Below are 20,998 nucleotides of genomic sequence, written 5' to 3' on the forward strand. Positions count from 1 at the left end.
ATTTTTTAGTGTCGCAGCTTTTTGGTAAACATTCGGCATTCAGCGATCAGAGCCAGTAAATTTGGATCACGTTCTTTACTTTTTAAAAATACCAAGCCAATCTCTTGCTTAATTTTATAAGAAGTGTGTAGTGGGATAAGTTTGACGGAACTTTCATAAATGGTAGAAATACGTCCTGGCAATAAAGCAAACCCAACCCCCGAGCTGACCATACTAATCAAGGTGAATATATCACTGACTTCTAAGAAAACTTTTGGGTCAATTCCTGCTTTCTCAAAAATAACATCACTATCACTGCGAGTAGCAAACCCTTTTGCTAAGGTCAAAAAAGTTTCATTTTTAAGAAGACTTAAATCAATTTCTGGATATTGGGCATAAGTTGAATTTTTATTGACTGCTAAAAAAATTTCATCTTCAAACATAGATAAATGTTCAAAAACTTGATCTTGCGTCGTCTCATTGAGTGCAACAATAATCGCATCCAGTTCGGTCGCCTTAAGTTTTTTAACCAAGTCACGATTAGAACTTAATAACAGTTGAATATCCAGTTCACCGCGACGTAGTTTTAAACCACTGATCACACTTGGTAAAGTATTGACTGTTAACGAGTAGAGCGAGCCTAGATTGAGTACTTTAGCAGCAAAGCCTGCTGCTTCACGAGTTTTATTTACTGTGATGACAATATCTTGCACAATTTTTTGTGCGTGTTCTTGTAAAACATAGGCACTTTTTAATGGAATAAGTAGACGCCCTTCATTTTTAAACAGAGGGCAATGCAATGCACTTTCTAAGGAATGTAGGGCTTTGTGTACACTGACATTACTGAGGTCCATTTCAGCAGCGGTCTTAGATAAACTACCACAACGCATAAAAGCGAGAAATATCTGGATTTTTTTTAAGGTTAACTCTTCATCAATTTTCATTTCACAAATCCATTTTTTATTGAATATTATAGATAAAATTGATTGTCAATGATGTGTTTGGTTATGACAAAAATACAAAAATTTATATGCTGATGGAACCACAACACTGAATACCCACTGATTTTTTAGACACCTTTTAGTTGTATATGTCTAGAATTTTGGAGTCTATTCAAAGGGTACTTTTACGTGAAAATTACATACCCAAATAGTATATAAGTTCTCAATTAAATTTGTTATAAAGAATGATACAAAATTGATTTTGTACATTGTTTATAAATGGATACTACTCAATATTTTAAATAAAAGAGATTGGCGCATAATTTGCTAATTAAAACAAATATTGAGTGTTAGCTAGGTGAAAAGAATATGTTATCACTAAGCCAAGAGATGGATCTAAATCACTATTCCCGTCAGGCAGAATTTGCACACAGTTTAATGTCCTCAATATGTGGGGAGCACCATTTAGATACATGTGGTCGAAATGTCTTAGATTTTCATTATGAAGGGATTCGATTACCCCACAAGCGTATGGCAATCGGTAAGGTCAGTTATGGCGCAAATGTACTCATTAACACGTCTAATTTAAGAGCATATAGTATTAGTTTACCGATCCAAGGTAAGCAGACTTTAGCCATAAATGGTACCAATTATATTTCTAGTACTGATAAAGGGCTAATTTTATCTAATGCAGATTTACAAGATTTAGCGATTGATAAAGATTGTAAAAAATATCAAGTGGTTATTCCTGAGAAAAGTATGCAGAAGGTGTTAGGCGAATTACTACGACAGTCTGTTGAAGAGCCCGTGGTTTTTAATCCTGAAATGAGTTTGAATATTGATCAGGGGATCGGGATGTGGTGGCAAAATATTGATCATTTTTTGTTGCTTCGATCTCAATACAAAAGTATGCAGGGCTTACAACTTTGGTCAGAGGATTATGAAAATTTCCTGATTAAAGCTTTATTACTCTCGCAAGAAAATAATTATTCGAGCTTGTTAAGATCCTTATCTGATCAACAAGCGCCAGAATACTTACGTAAGGTGTGCGACTATATTCAGAAGTATGCCCATGAAGAGATTCGTGCAGAAGATCTGCTAAGATTAGCTGGCGTATCAAAGTCTAAATTATATGCTGAATTTCAACAGTATTATGGAACAAGTCCTTTGACTTTTTTACGTAGATATCGTTTACAACAAGTTTATAAGACTTTAAGTACCTCTATGGATAAACATATCTCCATTTCAAAATTAGCTTTTGATTGGGGATTTAATCACTTGGGCCGTTTTTCGCATGAATATCGTGAAGAATTTGGAGAGAATCCAAGTGAAACTAAGAATCGAGTAAAAATATAATTTGTTAATATATTCGTGCTTTTAAACTGATTTTATCCAAAATTTAAAAGCGCTATTAAACTACTTTAATCTCTTACTTAAAGTACGAGTCGTTGATTATTTTAAAATGGAATTAATCAGCATTCTTTACAAACTGGTGCTTTAATCATTCTTTTTAAACTTGTCATATCGAGAAGCAATTTTTCTCTATAGATCAGATGCTGATCTAACAAATTAACAACAACCTATACTCGCCATCCTTTTCAATGGGCGCTCGATGAACGCAAGGTAAAACCTGTTGTGTTGGATGATCTACTGCTAAGCGCCAAAGATGTCCTGATCCTAAGTTTACAGGTTCTGAGTCGGGTTTTGGCTGGTAATGCAGATCAAAAAAATACTCTTGCAGAAAGGTTTCAAATTCTGCTTCAGGACCGTCATGTAATGCTTTAAGCTTTTCCCTGATTTCTGGAATTAAAATCTTTTGTTCTACTTGATCATTGGAGATGATGTCACTGGCAGTGCCATGATAGGTACATAAAAAAGTATCTGTTTCAATGGGCGAACGATCAACATGAAACGAATACACATCTGTAGAAATGAAATCCAGATCTTGGTCCTGTTCATAATGTTTAAGTAAATTCAGTGAAGGCGATGCGCCGAAATCAGTTAGAAGCTGTATATCCCTTAAGATGATATCTCTTGCTAGAATGCCTTTTTCTGAAAGTTGTAATGCTAAAAGATCTTCAGTAGAAACTTCGGTAATATTTTCTTTTAATTCAAGTTTAGACACAATTTCTTTAAAATTACCCAGCAAATCTCTGTTCCAACAAATAGCATTTATCTCGCCTTGAAATGTCGTATTTATAAGTTCTGAAAAAGTCGTTACTACACGAACTTGATTGTTGTCAGAAAATGCAGGCTGCATATTAGAATTTAATAAATCAGAAACCATGTCTAATATATTCACTCAGCTTGGTAGAATCAGCTTTATAGAAGTTGGGACGAATCACACAGAAGCGTGCATTACATGTAGCGTTAGACATAGCTTACTGAACAACAGGGTATTGTTGCAATGTATTGCTAAGTGAGATGGTTTTAATAAGGAGTTCTATTGAGAAGTTTTGCAAAATTGCAGATTTATTTATTTAACTATGGCTTTCTGATCTGGTGAGCAAAATCTTGTTTAAGATAATGTTGTTCAGAATAGTAGATGACAAGATATTTATAAAAAGTGACAATCAGCTTCTATCATAAGTCCTTATTAAAACCATAATTCAACATAAAAGCCCTCTCATCCTCGTCTCAGCCCAAAGGTAATTTCAATATCAAAACGATTCGCTCAATATGCTCATTTTTTGATTTATGAAAAAGATCTAATGATTTCTAAAATAAATTTTATGCAATGAATTTGCATCTTTCATAGTATTCCGCACTGATTGGATAATCCTCGCAGATTTTGGACAGACGTTAAATACCTTTCACAGACATGATAACGCTAACGGTTAGGTCTGGAATGGATGAAATGTCAGGTCAATATATTGAAGTAAAAACACAAACAGGGAAGTCATTTGCTGGGTATTTGGCAAGTGCAGAAGGCGGAAAAGGGCCTGGAATTGTACTGTGTCAGGAAATTTTTGGTGTGAATGCAGCAATGCGTATCAAGGCTGATTTTTTGGCTGAGGAAGGCTATACCGTATTGGTTCCAGATTTATTCTGGCGTACTGCACCCCGCATTGAACTGGGTTATACCGAGCAAGATTTTCAAAAAGCCTTCGAGCTTTATCAACACTATGATGAAGATCAAGGTGTCGAAGATATTCAAGATAGCTTGAATTTTCTCAAAACTTTAGAGAGTTGCGATGCCAGTGCAGGCTTAGGTGTCGTGGGATATTGTCTGGGTGGAAAACTGGCGTATCTGGCAGGTTGTCGTATTCCTGAAGTGGCCTGTGCTGTGGGTTATTACGGGGTAGGAATCGAGAAGACACTCGATGAACTTGAAAATGCCAAAGGGCGAGTAGTTTTACATATTGCTGCATTAGACAAGTTTACACCGCCAGAGGCACGCCAAAAGATTCTGGATGCTACCACCCAATATAGCAATGTTCAGGCTTATGTCTATGAGGGTGTAGATCATGCCTTTGCCCGACCAAATAGCGAACATTATCACAAACCCTCCGCACGTTTTGCTCATGAACGCAGTATTACCGCACTGCATCAAAGTATCGGACCAGTTTATGATTTGGTTGCACTTTGGGAAGCGCATATCCGTTATGAATTTGATACACGCGATGTACCTGCCACTATGGCAACCATGGTGGCGCAACCCTATGTCAATCATATTCCAACATTGACAGGTGGTGTGGGATATAGCCAACTTGCCCGCTTCTATCAATATCACTTCGTTCATCAAAATCCTAAAGATATGAAGATCACGTCGATCTCACGCACTGTTGGTTCAACACAGGTGGTGGATGAATTCATTATGAGTTTTACCCATGACAGTGAAATTGACTGGTTACTGCCGGGTGTCGCGCCAACAGAAAAGTATGTTGAGATTCCTATGCTGGGTGTGATCCAGTTCCGTGGCCCAAAACTATGCCATGAACATATCTACTGGGATCAGGCATCCGTTCTGGTTCAAATTGGATTACTCAATCCTAAAGGGCTACCTGTTGCTGGTGTAGAAACTGCTCAAAAACTACTGGATGAAGATTTGCCATCCAATACCCTCATGCCATCTTGGTCAAGCAGCGAAGGCAAATCGTTTTAACTATCTAGGAGTGGAATATGGATATTCAATTGAATCAGAAAATCGCTGTGGTCAGTGGTGGCGCCACCCTGATTGGTCAGGCCGTGGTTCAAGCATTGGTCGATGCAGGCGCAAAAGTCATTATTCTGGATATTGACCAACAAGGGCAGCAAGTGGCGGATGCCATGCATGGGCAGGCGCAATTTATTCAAACTGATTTAAGCAGTGATGTGGCGATTGTAAACGCAGTAAAAACAATTCACGACAGCTTTGGCAAAGTTGATTATTTGGTCAATCTGGCCTGTACCTATCTGGATGATGGCTTTAAATCCTCACGTGAAGACTGGCTACAAGCATTGAATATTAATCTGCTTTCAGCAGTCGAACTGACCCGTGCGTTTTATCAAGATTTAAAAACCAAGCATGGTGCGATTGTCAATTTCACCTCGATCTCCGCCAAATTTGCGCAAACAGGGCGCTGGCTTTATCCCGTTTCAAAAGCAGCGATGCGACAACTTACCCAGTCCATGGCGATGGATTTTGCAGCAGATGGGGTTCGGGTTAATTCGGTATCACCTGGTTGGACATGGTCACGGGTGATTGTTGAAGTCAGTGGCAATAACCGAAGCAAAGCTGATGCCGTAGCAGCTGACTACCACTTGCTGGGACGTCTAGGTCATCCCGAAGAAGTGGCCAATGTGGTGCTGTTTTTACTCTCGCCAGCCGCAAGTTTTGTGACAGGCGCAGATTATTCCGTCGATGGTGGTTACTCCGTTATGGGGCCTGAAGGGAATCAACCTGCTATTCCACGTTTAGCCGATGACGCGTGATAGCAAATCAAACATTTAAAACACTCAATGAATTAAAAAATATGGGAGAACCATGATGCGTCGTATCGCTATAGTAGGAGCTGGTCAATCTGGATTGCAGCTCGGTTTAGGATTATTAGACACTGGTTATGAGGTGACGATTGTCACCAACCGTACTGGTGATGAAATTCGTCAGGGCAAAGTCATGTCAAGTCAGTGTATGTTTCACACAGCCTTGCAAACAGAGCGTGATTTTCGACTTAATTTTTGGGAAGAGCAATGTCCAGCGGTGGAAGGGATTGGATTTACACTGGTCAACCCAGAAACAAAACAGCCTGCCTTTGCATGGAGTGCGCGATTGGAGCGTTATGCACAATCGGTAGATCAGCGCGTCAAGATGCCGTACTGGATGGAAATGTTTGAGCATCGTGGTGGTCAGTTGATTATTCAAGATGTTGGGATAGAGGAACTGGAACAGCTCACTGCTGAATATGAGCTGGTCTTACTGGCCGCAGGTAAGGGGGAAGTAGTTAAACAGTTCGAGCGTGATGAAGCGCGTAGTTGTTTTGATAAGCCACAACGCGCGCTTGCCTTGACCTATGTGACAGGTATGAAGCAAATGTCGCCGTATTCACGTGTGACTTTTAACGTAATTCCAGAAGTGGGTGAATATTTCTGTTTTCCTGCGCTTACAGTTACAGGTGCTTGTGAAATTATGGTGTTTGAAGGCATTCCCGGTGGGCCGATGGATTGCTGGCAAGATGCAAAAACACCAGAACAGCATTTGCAAATGAGTAAAGATATTTTAAACAAATATGTGCCTTGGGAAGCAGCACGTTGTGAAAATATTGAATTAACCGACGCTGGTGGCTATCTGTCTGGACGTTTTCCACCGGGAGTGCGTAAACCGATATTAACCCTGCCATCTGGTCGTAAAGTTTTTGGTATGGCCGATGCGTTAGTGGTGAACGACCCAATCACTGGGCAAGGTTCAAACAATGCCGCCAAGTGTAGCAAAATTTATTTCGATGCCATTTTAGCGCATGACAATCAAACATTTACAGATGAATGGATGCAACAGACATTTGAACGTTATTGGGCATATGCCGAAAAAGTCGTGGCTTGGACCAACAGTTTATTGTTGCCACCACAACCGCACATGATTGAGCTTTTGGCGGCGGCTGAGCAGAACCATGCCATTGCTTCGAGTATTGCCAATAATTTTGATAATCCACGCAATTTTGCCCCATGGTGGTTTGATCCAGAACAGGCGCAGCGTTTTATCGAATCGAAAAGCTGTCAAAAAGTGGCTTAACAGGGAAGCAAAGTCAAAGGTGAATGTTATGAATATCAACACATCGCATGAACTGGATTTAAAACCGATTGATACGGAAAATCCAAGAGAAATTCGCAACCTGTTAGGGCAGTTCGCTACAGGGGTTACGGTGATTACAACCCGTGGACGAGATGGACGAAAGATTGGGATGACAGCCAACTCATTTTCTTCACTATCACTCGATCCTCCGCTGATTTTATGGAGTTTGTCAAAGACTGCACCAAGTTTATTAGATTTTACTGAGGCCGAATATTTTGCAATTCATATGCTGGCACAAGAACATCACTCACTTTCAGGGCATTTTTCCCGTGGTTCAGAGGATAAGTTTGCCAACATTGCACATCGTGAGTGTGAGCGCGGTTTACCGTTACTAGAAGATGTATTGGCAACATTGGTATGTAAAAACGTAAATCAATATGAAGGGGGGGATCATCTGATTTTTATTGGTCAGATTGAATATTATCAACATCGTATTGGTGAGCCTTTGGTGTTTCATGCGGGCAAGTATCGTATTGCTGCAGCGCATCCAGAACTGAGTATTTAACAGCAACAATCACGATCAATTTTGATCGTGATTTTTTTCGGGGATCGAAAATGAAAAATAATGTGATCAAAAGAGGTTTTCTTGCTGGAACAGTGGTCTTAACAGCGGTTGCAGCACAGGCATATGACTTGCCGACGGTGAATCTGGGCATGACCAGTTTTCTGGATGGTGGACTGCCTGCTGGGCCGGGATGGTATTCTCAAACTTATCTGCAAAATTATGATTCGAACAAGTTAAAAGACAATCAAGCTCATCGGTTAGCTTTACCCAAGACCGACTTAAATTATCAAGTCATTGTTGAACAAGTTAGTTATCTGTCCGATGTGCGTGTAGGTGAACACGCATCGTTAGGATTGAATGTGCTGATTCCATTTGTCAGCAAAATGGATATGGAGGATGGTTTAAATAATGCTGCGATTAAAGCCCAAGGGGGTTTTGGTGATCTGATGATTGGGCCATTTATCCAGTTTGACCCAGTCATGGGCAAAGATGGTCCTAAATTTGTACAACGTTTTGAATTTCAGGTCAATTTACCGACAGGGAAATATGATCAGAATAAAAATATTAATCCGGGCAATAATGCTGTCTCATTTGATCCATACTGGGCAGCAACTTATTGGTTTAATCCAAAGTGGACGGTTTCTACACGTCTGCACTATTTGTACAATTTTAAAAATGATGATCCAAATTATAGCTTCGGTCTTGCAGATGATATTCAGGCAGGGCAAGCGATCCATGCCAATTTTGCAACAGACTATGCGCTTACACCACAATTACGCTTAGGGATCAATGGTTACTGGCTCAAGCAAATTACTGACACGGAAGTAGAGGGTGAAAAATTAACAGGCACACGTGAACAAGTGTGGGCGATTGGACCGGGGGCGATGTATAGCTTTTCTAAACATGATCATATCGTGACAAATGCCTATTTTGAACAGGATGCAAAAAATCGTCCTGAAGGAACTCGTTTGCAATTACGTTATATTCATCACTTCTGATGTGAAACGCTATGGCAATATCCTGACAGATATACTTGACCTATTTAGATACGTCTAAATAGGTTTTTAACTTTTTATATTCAATAAAATCTCTTTAACTAAATCTCATCGGTTGCTTAAGAATATGGCCTAAACCTGAGATCTTGCTGTTCAAGGGTGCTACGGCGTGTACAAGAGGGTAATTCACCATAACGACGTTTATATTCCTGAGAAAAACGCCCAAGATGACTAAAGCCCCATTTAAACGCGACATCTGTGACTGAGACATGCTCATTTTGTAGGAGTTCCATATGCGCTTGTTCAAAACGCAATTCTTTTAAGTATGACATTGGAGTGGTGTTTAAAAAGCTTTTAAATCCTGCAAATAATGTACGTACGCTTACGCCTGCCTGTTCAGCCAATTGTTCAATGGTTAAATTTGCGTGTAGATTTTCACGCATATAGGCTTCAGTACGTTTGACAAAATAAGGTGAAATGGCTTTTTCTCTGTACTGATCGATTTGATGCAATAAGCTGTTGGGTTGGCCGTAAATCAGGGCATTGAATAGACTGGATTCAAACTGCTTAAATGCCATTGGGTGATGTAAGGGATGTTGTTCACAAGCAAGTGCATCCATCAATGTACGCATCAATTGGAAAAAATAGGCACCGCCTTGGGTAGAAAGATCAAGCTTGGGTTCAAAAATAGGAGGGTGCTGCTGTGCGTCTGGAAGATGCTGGCGGCAGTGCTGTAAAAGGTCATCTTTATCAATTTTGAGAATCAGCTGTGGGGAGTTGGCATGCCAGCGCATTTTTAGCGATTGTTCGGGTGAAATTAGAGAGGCAACTTGCGGATAAGAAATAAATTTTTGTTGATTCATTTCAATTTCTGCATATCCCTGTGTTGGGATTTGAATCAGATAAAATTTTTCTAAATGGTCAGGTTCAATATAGACATCGGCACTGTATTCAAGACGACTGATGGATAATCGTCCTGCTTTAAGATGGTGCATGGATGAGTGAAAATCATGTTGCTGTTGTACGATTTTTAATAGATGTGGTTTGAAGATTTGCCCAACACTTTTGCAGGTTTCGCCCAAGTCTTGATGGTGAAAGACTAAGTTTTGTGATGAAAAAATGGGGCATTGCTGTAAATGACGTCCATTGAATTCCATAGTAGGATCGACCTGACTCATAAATATTCCTTTTGGCTGGCTTGTTTATTACAGCTAATCTTTATGTCACATGATGACCTGATTAAAAATGCACTAAACAATACTTAAAACTTTAAGTGGCTGGCAGTGATATAAAGAGTTAAGCAAAAAATAGACCAAGTAAAATACCTCGATACAACATATTTTTAGTCTAGTTTGGCGTGATCAAATCAATAAAAACGTCATGGTATTTTTAAAAAAATAAAGGATAGCATTGATCATGCTTTGTACTCTTTATATGATCCTATTCCTTAAGATCTATCTCTATGTATAGCAAATCTGACTAAAATGATCAATTTGTTTTTGGTTGTTTTTATTGGATTAACTCATTGAATAATATAATTATATTAAAAATCCTCATATTATTGAAAATATCAGGATATCACCAAACTGAAATATTCAGGCCACGTAGAAAAAATATCCAAATTCCATCAATAAATCATTCTATGATCTCGCTATTTAATAAGTTTTTTTGCCCAATTAAGATTAGAATTATCTTGAGCTTAACCCTGCTGTGAGTTGGTGTCATATCTTAAGATATGACACGCATTTTGTTGTTAAAACTAAGTTCTAACAGTATTGCTCTGTAAGAATTTCTCACTGTAAATCGAACAATCTTCGATAGATTGCTCATCTAGCCAAGATTTAACGGCTTCGATCATCGGTGGCGGGCCACATAAGTACATGTCGAAGCGTTGTTGTTGAAGTTGTTGTTTATCCAGATGTTGATGGATATAGCCTGATTTTCCTTGCCATCGTTCTGAGGCGCTTGAAATGATCGGATGATAACTAAAGTCTTTGATCTTTTCTGCATAGGCGATCAAACGCTTTTGTTCACATAGATCGGCTTCTGCATTGACGCCATAATAGAGTTGCACTGAGGGTTGATTTGGTTGATCGGCAATACTATCGAGCATACCTAAAAAAGCCGATAAGCCTGTACCACCTGCAATAAAGATCAGAGGGCGTTCAGCTTCACGTAGGTAAAAACTACCTAAAGGTGCTTCCATCATCAGACTTTGTCCGATCTGACAACGTTCTCTGAGATAATTACTCATTACACCATCTGGCAGCAGACGAATTAAAAACTGAAGTTGATTGTTGGCATTGGGACGATTGGCAAATGAATAAGAACGCCAATCGTCAGTCTCTGGAATTTGTAAACGTGCGTATTGACCCGGTAAGAAATTCAGTTCTTTGTCAAAACTACTGGCATCCAGATGCAAGATCGCGGTGGTTTCTGAAACCAATTCAACAGCAGTAACCACCGTGGTAATTTTTAAAGTTTCACCCGCATTACAGATTTCAGAACTATGATCGAAATAAAAAGCGGCATTAGACTTAACCCGTGTTTGGCAAGCTAGCATTTTACGTTCAGCCAAATCACGTTCGCTTAATGCATCCTCATCGACATATTCTTGTTCATAAATACCCGTTTCACATTTTCCCTGACAGGTTCCACAAACACCTTCGCGGCAGTCGAGCGGGAGGTGGATTCCTTGACGAACCGCTGCATCCAACAGTAATTCGTCTTCCTGTACCGCGATAAAAAATGTTCTACCATCGGCAAAGTTGAGTGCAACAGAATGACTCATTGTATTTCTCCTTAGACGTGATAGAAATCGAGAACCGAATCTATCTTGTCATTAAGCAATACGCTATGTTGACGACGAATACGGAAGCTATCTTCAGTTGGACGGAGCAAATAAGTGGCATGACCATAAAAGCATGCTTCAAGGCCCTGACGATTATAAAGCGTGCGCCAGCTTACCTTTGCCTCAACCAAACCATCTTCTTGAGTCTTTACTTGTACATTGTGAATATTATGTTGAGTGCGCGGTAAAGGCATTGCAGAAGCTGCTTTTCCAGTGCGGATACGGAACACACGATCTTCAAGTCCTGAACGATCGGGGTAGTAAATATAGGACAAGCCTTGATTGGGATCTTGAACGTAGTGATGGTCATCAATCCATTGTGGGATATGATATTCGCTGTCTTCATCATAGAGTTCGAGGTAAGCATCCCAATCATAGCGATCACACAGTTCTGCCTTTTTATACAGGAATTGAGACACTGCAAAATGAAGTTCTAGAGACATGGTTACACCTCATCCATAACAGATTGATTTAAAAAAGTGACTTCTTGCATCTTAAGTGCTTTTTTATTGAGCCCATTGAGGAGCAGGCGTTGCCAGTGACCATGCTGGTTGACATATAGCCCTTCATGAGTAAATTCACGCCCTGTGATCACGGGTTCAATACCAAGATCTTGTGAATTTTGTGATGGGCCATAATTCCATTGGTGATAACCGCGTGAGATATCACTCCAGCGTTCTAAACGACCCTGAAAGCCTTTTTGTTGTTCGCGGAATTCCACTAGATCATCTGGCGTACCCAGTCCTGATACATTGAAAAAGTCTTCAAACTGACGAATACGGTTTCGACGTGCCTCCGCTGATTCACCTTTGACACCAATACATTGGCTAATGACTTCGGTTTTATTCCACGCCACAGGACGGACAATACGCAGTTGTGAACTGATCTGATCCATAAAGAACAGGCTTGGATAAAGGTTGAGGTTACGTAAACGATGCATGGCCCATTTAGCGCGTTTTTCCCCAAACCTTTCCAGCAGATAAGGCATCACCATATCATAACCAGGACGTACCGCTGGATTTGGCATATCACTAAACAGCACACTATGTCCATTTTTAAAGCTAAACCAGCCATCATCTGTTTCGGCATCACCCGCACCTAATTTACTATAATCAAGTGTGTCAAGTTCACTGCCATTGGCTGCGTTAACTTGCTGGCGATGTTGAACGGTGGAAACATAGTTATAATGCACGGTACTAACGTGATAGCCATCCAGACCATTTTCATTTTGTAGTTTCCAGTTGCCTGCAAAAGTATAAGCAGATTTACCTTGTAATACTTCAAGCTCACCGGTTGGTGATTGATCAACCATCAAGTCAAGGAACACCTTAGTATCACCTAAAAAGTCTTCCAGTGAATCTGTGGCCTGAGTATCCAGACTGACAAAAACAAATCCACGATAGCTGGCAATACGGCCTTGTTTTAAACCACGGCTGGATTTATCAAAATCTTCACAATATTCGTTTGGCGCTTTGACCTTAACCAAACGCCCATCAGACTTATAACACCAAGCATGAAACGGGCAGGTGAATACAGACTGATTGCCTTTGGCCACACGGGTCAAGGTTGCACCACGATGCTCACAGGCATTGACCATAGCATGTAGTTCGCCTTTACCATCACGGCTGATAATGATCGGCTGACGGCCAATTTGTACTGTAATGAAATCATTATTATTGGCAATTTCACTTTCATGGCAAGCATAAATCCAGACCTTTTCAAAAATGAGTTCCATTTCGAGATCAAATAGTTCTGGTTCGGTAAACATATCGCGAGCTATTCGATAAACACCATCATTTGGTCGAAAATCGATACAGCTGTGTACAAAATTTTGCCATTCGGCGAGGTTACGTGTACTCATGGGCTCTTCCTCTATTCAATCAGTCCTTTGTTTGATTGAACCGCGATTTAAAGAAGGGCTCTATCCAGATTTTCCATGTGTTTATCCACTTTATGCAGATTAAATGTTTGGATACATTTTTGTGGAGGAGATTGCGACAGGATTTTTCAATCTGTTTTATACATAACAAGATGCATACTTTTGAAATAAATAGGATCTGTTGACAATTCGTCTATGTTTGCGACTATTTTGAATTGGACTTCACCGTAATTTTGTTTTTAAGTAAAATTTTTAATGATGGGGATGAAAACAGACAAAGTATTTGCTAAAAGCAGTGTCTAAGCTTTAAGTCGCAACTCGATCATTTATATTCTAAATTGATATCTTATTGAACTTAAAGCGTTGCATTGAAAAATGAAGTTATTATGACTGACAATTATTTAAGGTAAAAAAGTTTCCTGTAAATAGCTCCACTGCATTTTTCCTTGAATTTCTTCAATAAGCGCACATGAACGTCGAACTAGAACTCCTGATTCCTTGGTATGTTTTTCAGTATAGGTGAGAACAATGCTTTGTTCAGTTTGCATCAAAATTTGTTCATCATAAATTTCGATCTGTAGATCTGGCATCTTGCCCTGATTATTGCTAAACAGACCTTTGACATCGGCTAAGGACAAGCGCTTTCCAGCTGCACCGACCATCTCAAAATGATCGGAAAAATATTCAATAAGTAGGGGAAGATCTTGTTCTGTATGTTTCCCGTTAAAAATACGTTCAATCAGTACGTGCATGCTATGTATACTTTCAATTGCATCTTGTTTTGACAGCGGCATATCCATTTCCTATGAGAGGTGTATTTTCTATATTATGTAAAAATAAATGTAAAATTCAATATTATTTTAAAATTAAATTTTTAACGTATGTTTCAAGAACCTTCCAAAAAATAATTTCCAATTTGTAAAATATATTATCTTATTGATATATAATAATTTAAATAAAATAAATTTGTTCAAGTTGAGCATTGTGAAGTAAAAGGTATAACTATATACTTAAAATAACATGGAAAATTCCATGTAAAAATAACTATAGTGGGTTAAGCTTTTATCAAGAAGGTGGATAGGAAATGGATATTTCCTTAAATACGCGACATCTTCTTAAAGATACCAATCATAAAAATGCATGGACAAGGAAGAAAAATGGATACTCATTCACCAGAGTCAACGGGCTCTCATTCAAATACATATGCATGGTATGTTGTTTCACTTTGCATGTTGGCTTATATATTTTCATTTATAGATCGGCAAATACTGGCATTGATGATTGAACCAATTAAGGCTGATCTAGGATTGTCAGACACCCAGTTTAGTCTATTGCATGGTCTCGCCTTTTCACTGTTTTACGCCTTTATGGGGTTGCCACTGGCCTATTTGGCAGACCGATTTTCTCGACCAAAAATTATTGCAGTCGGGGTAGTGTTTTGGAGCATTGCAACTGCATTTTGTGGCTTAAGTAAAAACTTTATTCAACTGTTTTTAAGCCGTATGGGGGTTGGAGTGGGCGAAGCTGCTTTATCTCCAGCAGCGTATTCAATGTTTAGTGATATGTTCAGTAAAGACAAATTAGGCCGTGCTGTTGCAGTCTATTCAATTGGTTCATTTGTCGGTGGAGGGATTGCTTTTCTGGTCGGTGGTTATGTGATTGGCTTGCTTAAAAATATGGACACCATTCAGGTTCCTTTATTTGGTGCATTAAGAGCATGGCAGGCGGCATTTATTATCGTAGGCTTACCTGGGGTGTTTATTGGCTTACTGGTGTTGCTTACGGTGAGAGAACCGCAACGCAAAGGTCAGCGTTTAAATGCACAAGGTCAAGTTGAAAAGACCAATATGAAAGATGCGTTTAAGTTTATCAAAAAACATAGTCGTACTTTTACTTGCCATTATTTAGGTTTTACTTTCTATGCAATGGCGCTGTATTGCTTGATTAGTTGGTCACCAGCATTTTACATGCGTAAGTTTGGCCTTACACCGACAGAAGCAGGCTATATGCTAGGCACGGTGTTATTGGTGGCAAATATTCTTGGCGTATTCTGTGCAGGCTGGCTCAATGACTGGTTTATTCAAAAAGGACGTAAGGACGCACCAATGATTACCGGTGTGATTGGAATTGTGGGATTAATTTTACCAATTATGGTCTTTACCCAAGTCAATGAGCTGTGGCTTTCTGTGGTATTTCTTGTCCCTGCCATGTTTTTTGCCTCTTTCCCAATGCCAATTTCAACCACAGCAATGCAAATGCTGGCACCGAATCAGTTGCGCGCACAAATCTCAGCTGTATTTTTGCTGATCAGTAATTTGGTTGCAGTTGGAATTGGTACCACGTTGGTGGCATTGATTACAGATAAAATTTTTGAAAATCCACTGATGGTGGGGATGTCTTTGTCTATCGTGGGTACGATTTCATGTGTGTTGGCATTTATCTTATTGAAAAAGGGCTGTAAGGCATTTAGTGCCAGTATGCAGCAGGAACATGCCTCTTAATTCAATGGTGTTCTCAATCAGTCACAACGCCCATTCTTTGTAATGGGCTTCGTGACTTGTTTGGTCAATCCATAATCAGGAAGTGAAAGAATGGAACAGTTTTTCAAATTGGATTATCTGGATGAACTGCTATTGTTTAAATCGGATGATTATCAAACCATTAAAGATCAGGTCAGTTATTATTTAAGCCCTCATCGTTTTGAGGTGGAAGTGCGTGAACCGCTAAATACCCGTTTAAATGGTTTTCGCTTTGGAAATTGTGCCTTGTACGATCTTAAATACAGTGCTCCTGTGATAATCACCATTGATGAGGTTTCTGATTTTTATTTATTTCGATTGACACTGGAAGGCCAATGTAAAGTCGGTATAGAAGACCAACAGGTGCTACAGTCAGTCGGGATTATGTCAATTACGCATCCACATACTCAACAGCAAATCCAGACCAATCAGCATTGCCGAAATATTATTTTAAAACTTGCTCAACATGATGTAGAAACCCAATTGTTTAAAATGTTGGGGCATACCAGTCATGAACCGGTTATCTTTGATATGAGTCTGTCCTGTACCGAGGAAGGCATAGACTCGATTATTGAAACCCTCAATTATTTGTGCCATGCCTATTATCATATTCAAAATTGGAGCTTTATCTCAGCAAGTTTTACCCAGTATTTAATTGAACTGATTTTATTAAAGATTCCAAATAACTATAGTGACCAGCTTAATTTGCAAAGACAGCATATTTTGCCCGGCTATCTAAAAAAAGCACAAAAATATATTCAGAATCATTTAGAACAACCGATTTCATTAGCGGATTTAAGCCAGTGTTGTGAGGTGTCGATCCGCACATTGCAAAAAGGCTTTAGTCAGTATTTACAACAAACCCCAGTCGAGTATATCCGTGATCAGCGACTTGAACGGGTACATTTGGCTTTACAACATGCACAAACCAATGAAACAGTGACGGATATTGTGCTGCGTCATGGCTTCCAAAGTTTAGGGCATTTTTCTACGCTGTATAAAAAACGCTATGGGTGTTTGCCCTCTAAAACTTTAAAAATGAGTCCTGTTCAAATGAGTACAATGCTTTCGTAACCCGAACACGTGTTGCGTGTTTGGATAAGCCAGCAGGTTATTGCGCTTCTATGATGAATTGAAATAAATCAGGAAGAGCAATGATGAAAATTACAGTTTTAGGTGGCGGCCATGGATGTTATGCAGCTGCGGCAGAAATGGCTGAAAAAGGGCATGAGGTGCTGTTATGGCGCCGTGATTCAGATGCTTTACAACAACTTGCTGCCACTGGGCAATTAAAGATTAAGGATTATCAGGGCGATCGTACTGTGACGGTGGGTTTTGAAAAGAGTCAGATTAATTTGTCTGATGATTTGCAAAGCGCCATTGAACATGCCGAGTTGATTATTATTCCATTACCTGCGACCACACATGATGATTTAGCCCATCAAGCAGCGCCATTTTTTAAAGCAGGGCAAGTGGTGTACTTACCACCAGCGACATTTGGTAGTTTTATCTTTGCCAAGGCGATGCAACACGCAGGCAACACTGCGCAAGTGGCATTTGCAGAAACGGGAACTTTGCCTTATCTGGTGCGTAAACATGGGGTGAATCAAATTGTGATTAGTGGTTATGCGACCCGGTTACCCACAGGCGTGTTTCCAAGCGTATTGTCACAACATGCATTTCAAGTGCTTAAGCAGGCATATCCTAGCGTTGAACCCGTTGAAGACAGCTTAAGTGGTGCATTGATGAATGCTGGACCGATTATTCATCCACCTCTGATTTTGATGAATGCAGGTCCACTTGAACATTTTGAAGCGTGGGATATTCATAACGAAGGTACTCAACCCTCAATTCGTCGTGTCACCAATCAACTCGATGCGGAACGAATGCAACTGCGTGAAGCATTGGGATATACAGCACCACATTTTCCTTTGGCGGATCATTATAATCATGAAGGTGAGGGTGATGAATGGATGTATGGAAGTGGGGCACATGGAAAATTAACCGACAGCGGTGACTGGCGTGAGGATATCGATTTAGATTCACATCGCTATATGTTAGAAGACACTCGTTTAGGATTATCTTTTTTAGTTTCTGTGGGACGTTGGGCAGGTGTTGCAACCCCTGTTGCTGAAGGATTGTTGAATATCGCGTCAGCGGTCACGGGTAAGGATTTATATCAACAAGGGCGTACTTTTGAGCGTTTAGGTCTTGCGGATAAAAGCCCAGCAGAACTGCAAGCGATTTTGCAACAAGGTGTCTAAAATGCAGATGATCGAAAAAATTGCGGTGCTTGGCGCTGGACGTATGGGCAAAGCCATTGCGATTGCATTTGCCTATGCAGGACTAAACGTTGATTTGATTGATGCAAAACAACGTAGTGAAGCTGAATTTGAACAATATCAAACTCAAATTCGTGCTGATTTACAGCAAGAGTTACAGTTGCTTGAGAAAATTCAGTTTATTCAAGCGGAGCAGCAAGTTTTTGTTTTGGATAAGATTGCGATTTTATCTAAACAAGCTGCTACAGGCATATTGCCAAGCTGTGCGTTGATCATTGAGGCTGTACCAGAAGTAAAACAAGCCAAACAAGAAATTTTTGCTTGGCTGGATCAATATCTTTCACAGCAGTGTATTGTGGCTTCGACCACCTCCACATTTTTAGTGACGGATATTGCGCAAATGATTTCGCATCCTGAGCGAGTAGTCAATGCACATTGGCTAAATCCTGCTTATCTCATGCCTATGGTGGAGTTAAGCCGTTCTGACCAGACCTCAAATGAGGTGTTGACTCAGCTTAAGCAATTTCTACAGGCGATTGGTAAGGTACCTGTGGTTTGTAATGCCAAGGCGGGCTATATCGTGCCAAGGATTCAGGCCTTGGCAATGAATGAAGCGGCACGTATGGTTGAAGATGGAGTCGCTTCGGCAGAAGATATTGATATTGCTATTCGTACTGGTTTTGGTTTGCGTTTTTCTGTTTTAGGCTTATTGGAGTTTATTGATTGGGGCGGTGGCGATATTTTATATTATGCCTCGCAATATTTGCAAAAAGAGCTGGGTGAGCGTTTTTGTACACCTGAAATTATTGCGGAAAATATGCGGCAGCAGCGTAATGGCCTTCGTGAAAAGCAGGGCTTTTATAATTATGCGGATGTGGATATTCATCAATATAAACAAGATGTCTTACGCACCTTTTCAGATCGAATTGAAAAAAGTAATTTAAAACCATCGTTCAATATTTTACAGTCCGCAACGTGATGAACCGAACAATTCGCCCATTGCATTCAGCTAATGGGCGTTTATTTACAGCTTTTAGCTTGATGGCATCAAATTGAATAGCTTTTTCAACTGTGCATTTAACTGATGCAATTCTTCATCTTCAAAGGCATTTAAAATCCCAGATAAAGTCACTTGGCTGATTTGATTGATCTGCTCTACCAGTTCTTTGCCTTTTTCTGTGAGCTTGACCATCGAAATACGTTCATCAGACTCTGACGAAAAAACCTGCACAATATCATCTTCAACCAAGCGATAAATGGCTTTAGTTGCTGTGGTCAATTTAAGGGTAGAGAGGTTGGCAATTTCGGTAATACTGGCTTGTTGCAAAGCATTGGTACTTAAAATGATTTTACGACGTGTATTGTCGATACCTAATTTTTTTATTGATTTTTCAATAAGTTGTGTATATTTACCATTCACTTGAGAAATCCAAAAGAAAGGATAGCTTTGTAAGCTGCTAGGTTCATTATTAGGTAGAAATTGTTCTAAATGAGTAAGCATAGCAAAGTGATAACTTTATAAAGATGAATATTCATCATTATACAAAAATTAAAGAAAAAATCTTTGCTCTTTCTGATAAAAATATCTTGACAATTACATTACTTTTTCCGATATTGGTATTAAGTACAAAAATACATGGAAAAGTGAATGAATATTGTTGTACAAGACGTACAAATAGGACACGGTGCTTTAAAAGTCATGGTGAAAGATTCTATTGATATTCAAGGTCTTAAAACCATGATCGGGAGCAAAGCCTTGATGGATAAGCCTTCTGCAACAAAAAATGCAGAAGTGGTAGATCGTATTTTGGCAGAGGATTGCCAAATTACTGCAAAAACCAATCTGCATGAGCTGGCTTTTGGAATTACCGGGATCAATCCTGTTTTTGGCACTGCAATCAATCCTCAATATCCTGATCTAATTCCAGGTGGTTCATCGAGTGGGTCTGCTGCTGCCGTAGCCGCAGGTCTGGCTGATTTTACTTTAGGTACCGATACTGGTGGTTCAATTCGTATGCCAGCGGCATGTTGTGGAGTGTATGGTTTTAAGCCGACATTCAATCGCGTCAGTCGTCAAGGGATACATCCAGCCATGAGTTCGCTGGATTGCGTGGGACCATTTGCCGCTTCGGTTGCAATGATTGAAACCGCGATGCAGATAATTGATCCAAGCTTTCATACTTTGGAAAAATTAGTGCATATGCCGAAACTGGCTTGGCTTGAGGTAAATGCGAACCCAACGGTATTGAACTGTATTCAGCATTTTCTTGCTCAGGCGAATTTGTCAGCTACACCAGTGAAATCTGAATGGTTTGAACCTGCTTATGATGCAGGGATGCAGATCATTAATTATGAAAATTGGCAGGCGTATGGTGAGTTAACCAAAACTGGTTTGCTGGGTGACGATATCCATGCTCGCTTGCTCAAATCTGCGCAAACCACGGCGCAACAAGTAAAAGAGGCGGAAGCGGTCAAAGTACAATTTATCAATGAAATTGACGGCTTATTGGAAAAATATGATGCCGTGTTACTGCCAACCCTTCCGCAAATCCCACCCAAATTAATCGATGCAGAACATATGGTTGCACTGTTGAACTTAACTTCATTGGTGCGTCCATTCAATTTATCTGGACATCCGGCAATTTCAATACCGCTCAAAACCAGCGAAGGACAACCAGTGGGTTTACAAATCGTGGCGAAACGAAATTCGGATGAGCTGCTGTGTGCAATTGCGAAATATATCGTGGATGCCGCGCAATAAATGACAAGGAGTTGGGTA

Annotated in this window: 19 protein-coding genes; 11 read left to right on the forward strand and 8 right to left on the reverse strand. The window is 39.8% G+C overall.

Translation table 11 applies throughout. The features are described 5' to 3' along the window. Positions 1–5: 5 nt before the first annotated feature. Complete coding sequence (locus AC4CUY_RS06845) at positions 6–923, reverse strand: LysR family transcriptional regulator (protein WP_336954118.1); 918 nt, start codon at positions 921–923, stop codon at positions 6–8. 366 nt (positions 924–1,289) lie between these two features. On the opposite strand from AC4CUY_RS06845, the gene AC4CUY_RS06850 reads away from it, so the two are divergent. Next, entirely contained in the window at positions 1,290–2,276 is a 987-nt protein-coding gene (locus AC4CUY_RS06850) for an AraC family transcriptional regulator (protein WP_490773852.1), read from the forward strand. 205 nt (positions 2,277–2,481) lie between these two features. Here the strand turns inward: AC4CUY_RS06850 and AC4CUY_RS06855 are convergent, their stop codons facing one another. Then, positions 2,482–3,180, reverse strand: coding sequence for a DUF1826 domain-containing protein (locus AC4CUY_RS06855; RefSeq protein WP_336954173.1), 699 nt, complete (start codon positions 3,178–3,180; stop codon positions 2,482–2,484). Positions 3,181–3,777: 597 nt separating this feature from the next. Between AC4CUY_RS06855 and AC4CUY_RS06860 the strand changes: the two genes are divergently transcribed. Genes AC4CUY_RS06860 through AC4CUY_RS06880 form a run of 5 tightly spaced genes read left to right on the forward strand, consistent with a single transcriptional unit; the run spans position 3,778 to position 8,691 of the window. Beyond that, complete coding sequence (locus AC4CUY_RS06860; RefSeq protein ID WP_490773853.1) at positions 3,778–5,025, forward strand: dienelactone hydrolase family protein; 1,248 nt, start codon at positions 3,778–3,780, stop codon at positions 5,023–5,025. A 17-nt stretch (positions 5,026–5,042) separates the two neighbouring features. Continuing rightward, the gene (locus AC4CUY_RS06865) at positions 5,043–5,834 is read left to right on the forward strand and encodes an SDR family oxidoreductase (protein ID WP_490773854.1); all 792 of its coding nucleotides are present in this window, start codon (positions 5,043–5,045) and stop codon (positions 5,832–5,834) included. A 55-nt stretch (positions 5,835–5,889) separates the two neighbouring features. Further along, positions 5,890–7,128: a styrene monooxygenase/indole monooxygenase family protein gene (locus AC4CUY_RS06870; protein ID WP_490774658.1), complete on the forward strand. Its 1,239-nt coding sequence runs from the start codon at positions 5,890–5,892 to the stop codon at positions 7,126–7,128. Between the two features lie 28 nt (positions 7,129–7,156). After that, complete coding sequence (locus AC4CUY_RS06875; RefSeq protein WP_419820622.1) at positions 7,157–7,693, forward strand: flavin reductase family protein; 537 nt, start codon at positions 7,157–7,159, stop codon at positions 7,691–7,693. Between the two features lie 50 nt (positions 7,694–7,743). Next, positions 7,744–8,691: a SphA family protein gene (locus AC4CUY_RS06880; protein WP_490773855.1), complete on the forward strand. Its 948-nt coding sequence runs from the start codon at positions 7,744–7,746 to the stop codon at positions 8,689–8,691. 116 nt (positions 8,692–8,807) lie between these two features. Here the strand turns inward: AC4CUY_RS06880 and AC4CUY_RS06885 are convergent, their stop codons facing one another. The 5 genes from AC4CUY_RS06885 to AC4CUY_RS06905 form a co-directional block, all read right to left on the reverse strand. After that, positions 8,808–9,866, reverse strand: coding sequence for an AraC family transcriptional regulator (locus AC4CUY_RS06885; RefSeq protein ID WP_490773856.1), 1,059 nt, complete (start codon positions 9,864–9,866; stop codon positions 8,808–8,810). A 581-nt stretch (positions 9,867–10,447) separates the two neighbouring features. Further along, entirely contained in the window at positions 10,448–11,479 is a 1,032-nt protein-coding gene (antC, locus tag AC4CUY_RS06890) for an anthranilate 1,2-dioxygenase electron transfer component AntC (protein WP_490773857.1), read from the reverse strand. 11 nt (positions 11,480–11,490) lie between these two features. Continuing rightward, positions 11,491–11,982 carry an anthranilate 1,2-dioxygenase small subunit gene (gene antB, locus AC4CUY_RS06895; protein WP_490773858.1) on the reverse strand — a complete coding sequence of 164 codons (492 nt, stop codon included), beginning with the start codon at positions 11,980–11,982 and terminating at the stop codon, positions 11,491–11,493. A 2-nt stretch (positions 11,983–11,984) separates the two neighbouring features. Further along, positions 11,985–13,400: an anthranilate 1,2-dioxygenase large subunit gene (antA, locus tag AC4CUY_RS06900; protein WP_490773859.1), complete on the reverse strand. Its 1,416-nt coding sequence runs from the start codon at positions 13,398–13,400 to the stop codon at positions 11,985–11,987. 419 nt (positions 13,401–13,819) lie between these two features. Next, the gene (locus AC4CUY_RS06905) at positions 13,820–14,212 is read right to left on the reverse strand and encodes a DUF4440 domain-containing protein (RefSeq protein ID WP_419360167.1); all 393 of its coding nucleotides are present in this window, start codon (positions 14,210–14,212) and stop codon (positions 13,820–13,822) included. 363 nt (positions 14,213–14,575) lie between these two features. Between AC4CUY_RS06905 and AC4CUY_RS06910 the strand changes: the two genes are divergently transcribed. From AC4CUY_RS06910 to AC4CUY_RS06925, 4 genes are all read left to right on the forward strand, one after another. Beyond that, on the forward strand, positions 14,576–15,919 hold the full coding sequence (locus tag AC4CUY_RS06910; RefSeq protein ID WP_004721612.1) for a spinster family MFS transporter: 1,344 nt from the start codon (positions 14,576–14,578) through the stop codon (positions 15,917–15,919). A gap of 90 nt (positions 15,920–16,009) precedes the next feature. After that, entirely contained in the window at positions 16,010–17,011 is a 1,002-nt protein-coding gene (locus AC4CUY_RS06915) for an AraC family transcriptional regulator (RefSeq protein WP_419820619.1), read from the forward strand. A gap of 83 nt (positions 17,012–17,094) precedes the next feature. Beyond that, positions 17,095–18,201: an NAD/NADP octopine/nopaline dehydrogenase family protein gene (locus AC4CUY_RS06920; RefSeq protein WP_490774659.1), complete on the forward strand. Its 1,107-nt coding sequence runs from the start codon at positions 17,095–17,097 to the stop codon at positions 18,199–18,201. A 1-nt stretch (position 18,202) separates the two neighbouring features. Next, complete coding sequence (locus AC4CUY_RS06925) at positions 18,203–19,198, forward strand: 3-hydroxybutyryl-CoA dehydrogenase (protein WP_490773860.1); 996 nt, start codon at positions 18,203–18,205, stop codon at positions 19,196–19,198. A 54-nt stretch (positions 19,199–19,252) separates the two neighbouring features. On the opposite strand, the gene AC4CUY_RS06930 is transcribed toward AC4CUY_RS06925, so the two are convergent. After that, on the reverse strand, positions 19,253–19,720 hold the full coding sequence (locus AC4CUY_RS06930; protein ID WP_419328761.1) for a MarR family winged helix-turn-helix transcriptional regulator: 468 nt from the start codon (positions 19,718–19,720) through the stop codon (positions 19,253–19,255). A gap of 147 nt (positions 19,721–19,867) precedes the next feature. Between AC4CUY_RS06930 and AC4CUY_RS06935 the strand changes: the two genes are divergently transcribed. Continuing rightward, positions 19,868–20,980, forward strand: a complete 1,113-nt coding sequence (locus tag AC4CUY_RS06935) for an amidase (RefSeq protein ID WP_490773861.1) — start codon at positions 19,868–19,870, stop codon at positions 20,978–20,980. Positions 20,981–20,998 lie beyond the last annotated feature (18 nt).

The sequence above is a fragment of the Acinetobacter sp. 778_lipA genome (assembly GCF_058242985.1).

What these genes read in the sequence shown, in the direction of transcription:
- AC4CUY_RS06845 (WP_336954118.1), bottom strand. Translation starts at nt 923, where the DNA reads ATGAAAATTGATGAAGAGTTAACCTTAAAAAAAATCCAGATATTTCTC.
- AC4CUY_RS06850 (WP_490773852.1), top strand. Translation starts at nt 1,290, where the DNA reads ATGTTATCACTAAGCCAAGAGATGGATCTAAATCACTATTCCCGTCAG.
- AC4CUY_RS06855 (WP_336954173.1), bottom strand. Translation starts at nt 3,180, where the DNA reads ATGCAGCCTGCATTTTCTGACAACAATCAAGTTCGTGTAGTAACGACT.
- AC4CUY_RS06860 (WP_490773853.1), top strand. Translation starts at nt 3,778, where the DNA reads ATGTCAGGTCAATATATTGAAGTAAAAACACAAACAGGGAAGTCATTT.
- AC4CUY_RS06865 (WP_490773854.1), top strand. Translation starts at nt 5,043, where the DNA reads ATGGATATTCAATTGAATCAGAAAATCGCTGTGGTCAGTGGTGGCGCC.
- AC4CUY_RS06870 (WP_490774658.1), top strand. Translation starts at nt 5,890, where the DNA reads ATGCGTCGTATCGCTATAGTAGGAGCTGGTCAATCTGGATTGCAGCTC.
- AC4CUY_RS06875 (WP_419820622.1), top strand. Translation starts at nt 7,157, where the DNA reads ATGAATATCAACACATCGCATGAACTGGATTTAAAACCGATTGATACG.
- AC4CUY_RS06880 (WP_490773855.1), top strand. Translation starts at nt 7,744, where the DNA reads ATGAAAAATAATGTGATCAAAAGAGGTTTTCTTGCTGGAACAGTGGTC.
- AC4CUY_RS06885 (WP_490773856.1), bottom strand. Translation starts at nt 9,866, where the DNA reads ATGAGTCAGGTCGATCCTACTATGGAATTCAATGGACGTCATTTACAG.
- antC (WP_490773857.1), bottom strand. Translation starts at nt 11,479, where the DNA reads ATGAGTCATTCTGTTGCACTCAACTTTGCCGATGGTAGAACATTTTTT.
- antB (WP_490773858.1), bottom strand. Translation starts at nt 11,982, where the DNA reads ATGTCTCTAGAACTTCATTTTGCAGTGTCTCAATTCCTGTATAAAAAG.
- antA (WP_490773859.1), bottom strand. Translation starts at nt 13,400, where the DNA reads ATGAGTACACGTAACCTCGCCGAATGGCAAAATTTTGTACACAGCTGT.
- AC4CUY_RS06905 (WP_419360167.1), bottom strand. Translation starts at nt 14,212, where the DNA reads ATGCCGCTGTCAAAACAAGATGCAATTGAAAGTATACATAGCATGCAC.
- AC4CUY_RS06910 (WP_004721612.1), top strand. Translation starts at nt 14,576, where the DNA reads ATGGATACTCATTCACCAGAGTCAACGGGCTCTCATTCAAATACATAT.
- AC4CUY_RS06915 (WP_419820619.1), top strand. Translation starts at nt 16,010, where the DNA reads ATGGAACAGTTTTTCAAATTGGATTATCTGGATGAACTGCTATTGTTT.
- AC4CUY_RS06920 (WP_490774659.1), top strand. Translation starts at nt 17,095, where the DNA reads ATGAAAATTACAGTTTTAGGTGGCGGCCATGGATGTTATGCAGCTGCG.
- AC4CUY_RS06925 (WP_490773860.1), top strand. Translation starts at nt 18,203, where the DNA reads ATGCAGATGATCGAAAAAATTGCGGTGCTTGGCGCTGGACGTATGGGC.
- AC4CUY_RS06930 (WP_419328761.1), bottom strand. Translation starts at nt 19,720, where the DNA reads ATGCTTACTCATTTAGAACAATTTCTACCTAATAATGAACCTAGCAGC.
- AC4CUY_RS06935 (WP_490773861.1), top strand. Translation starts at nt 19,868, where the DNA reads ATGAATATTGTTGTACAAGACGTACAAATAGGACACGGTGCTTTAAAA.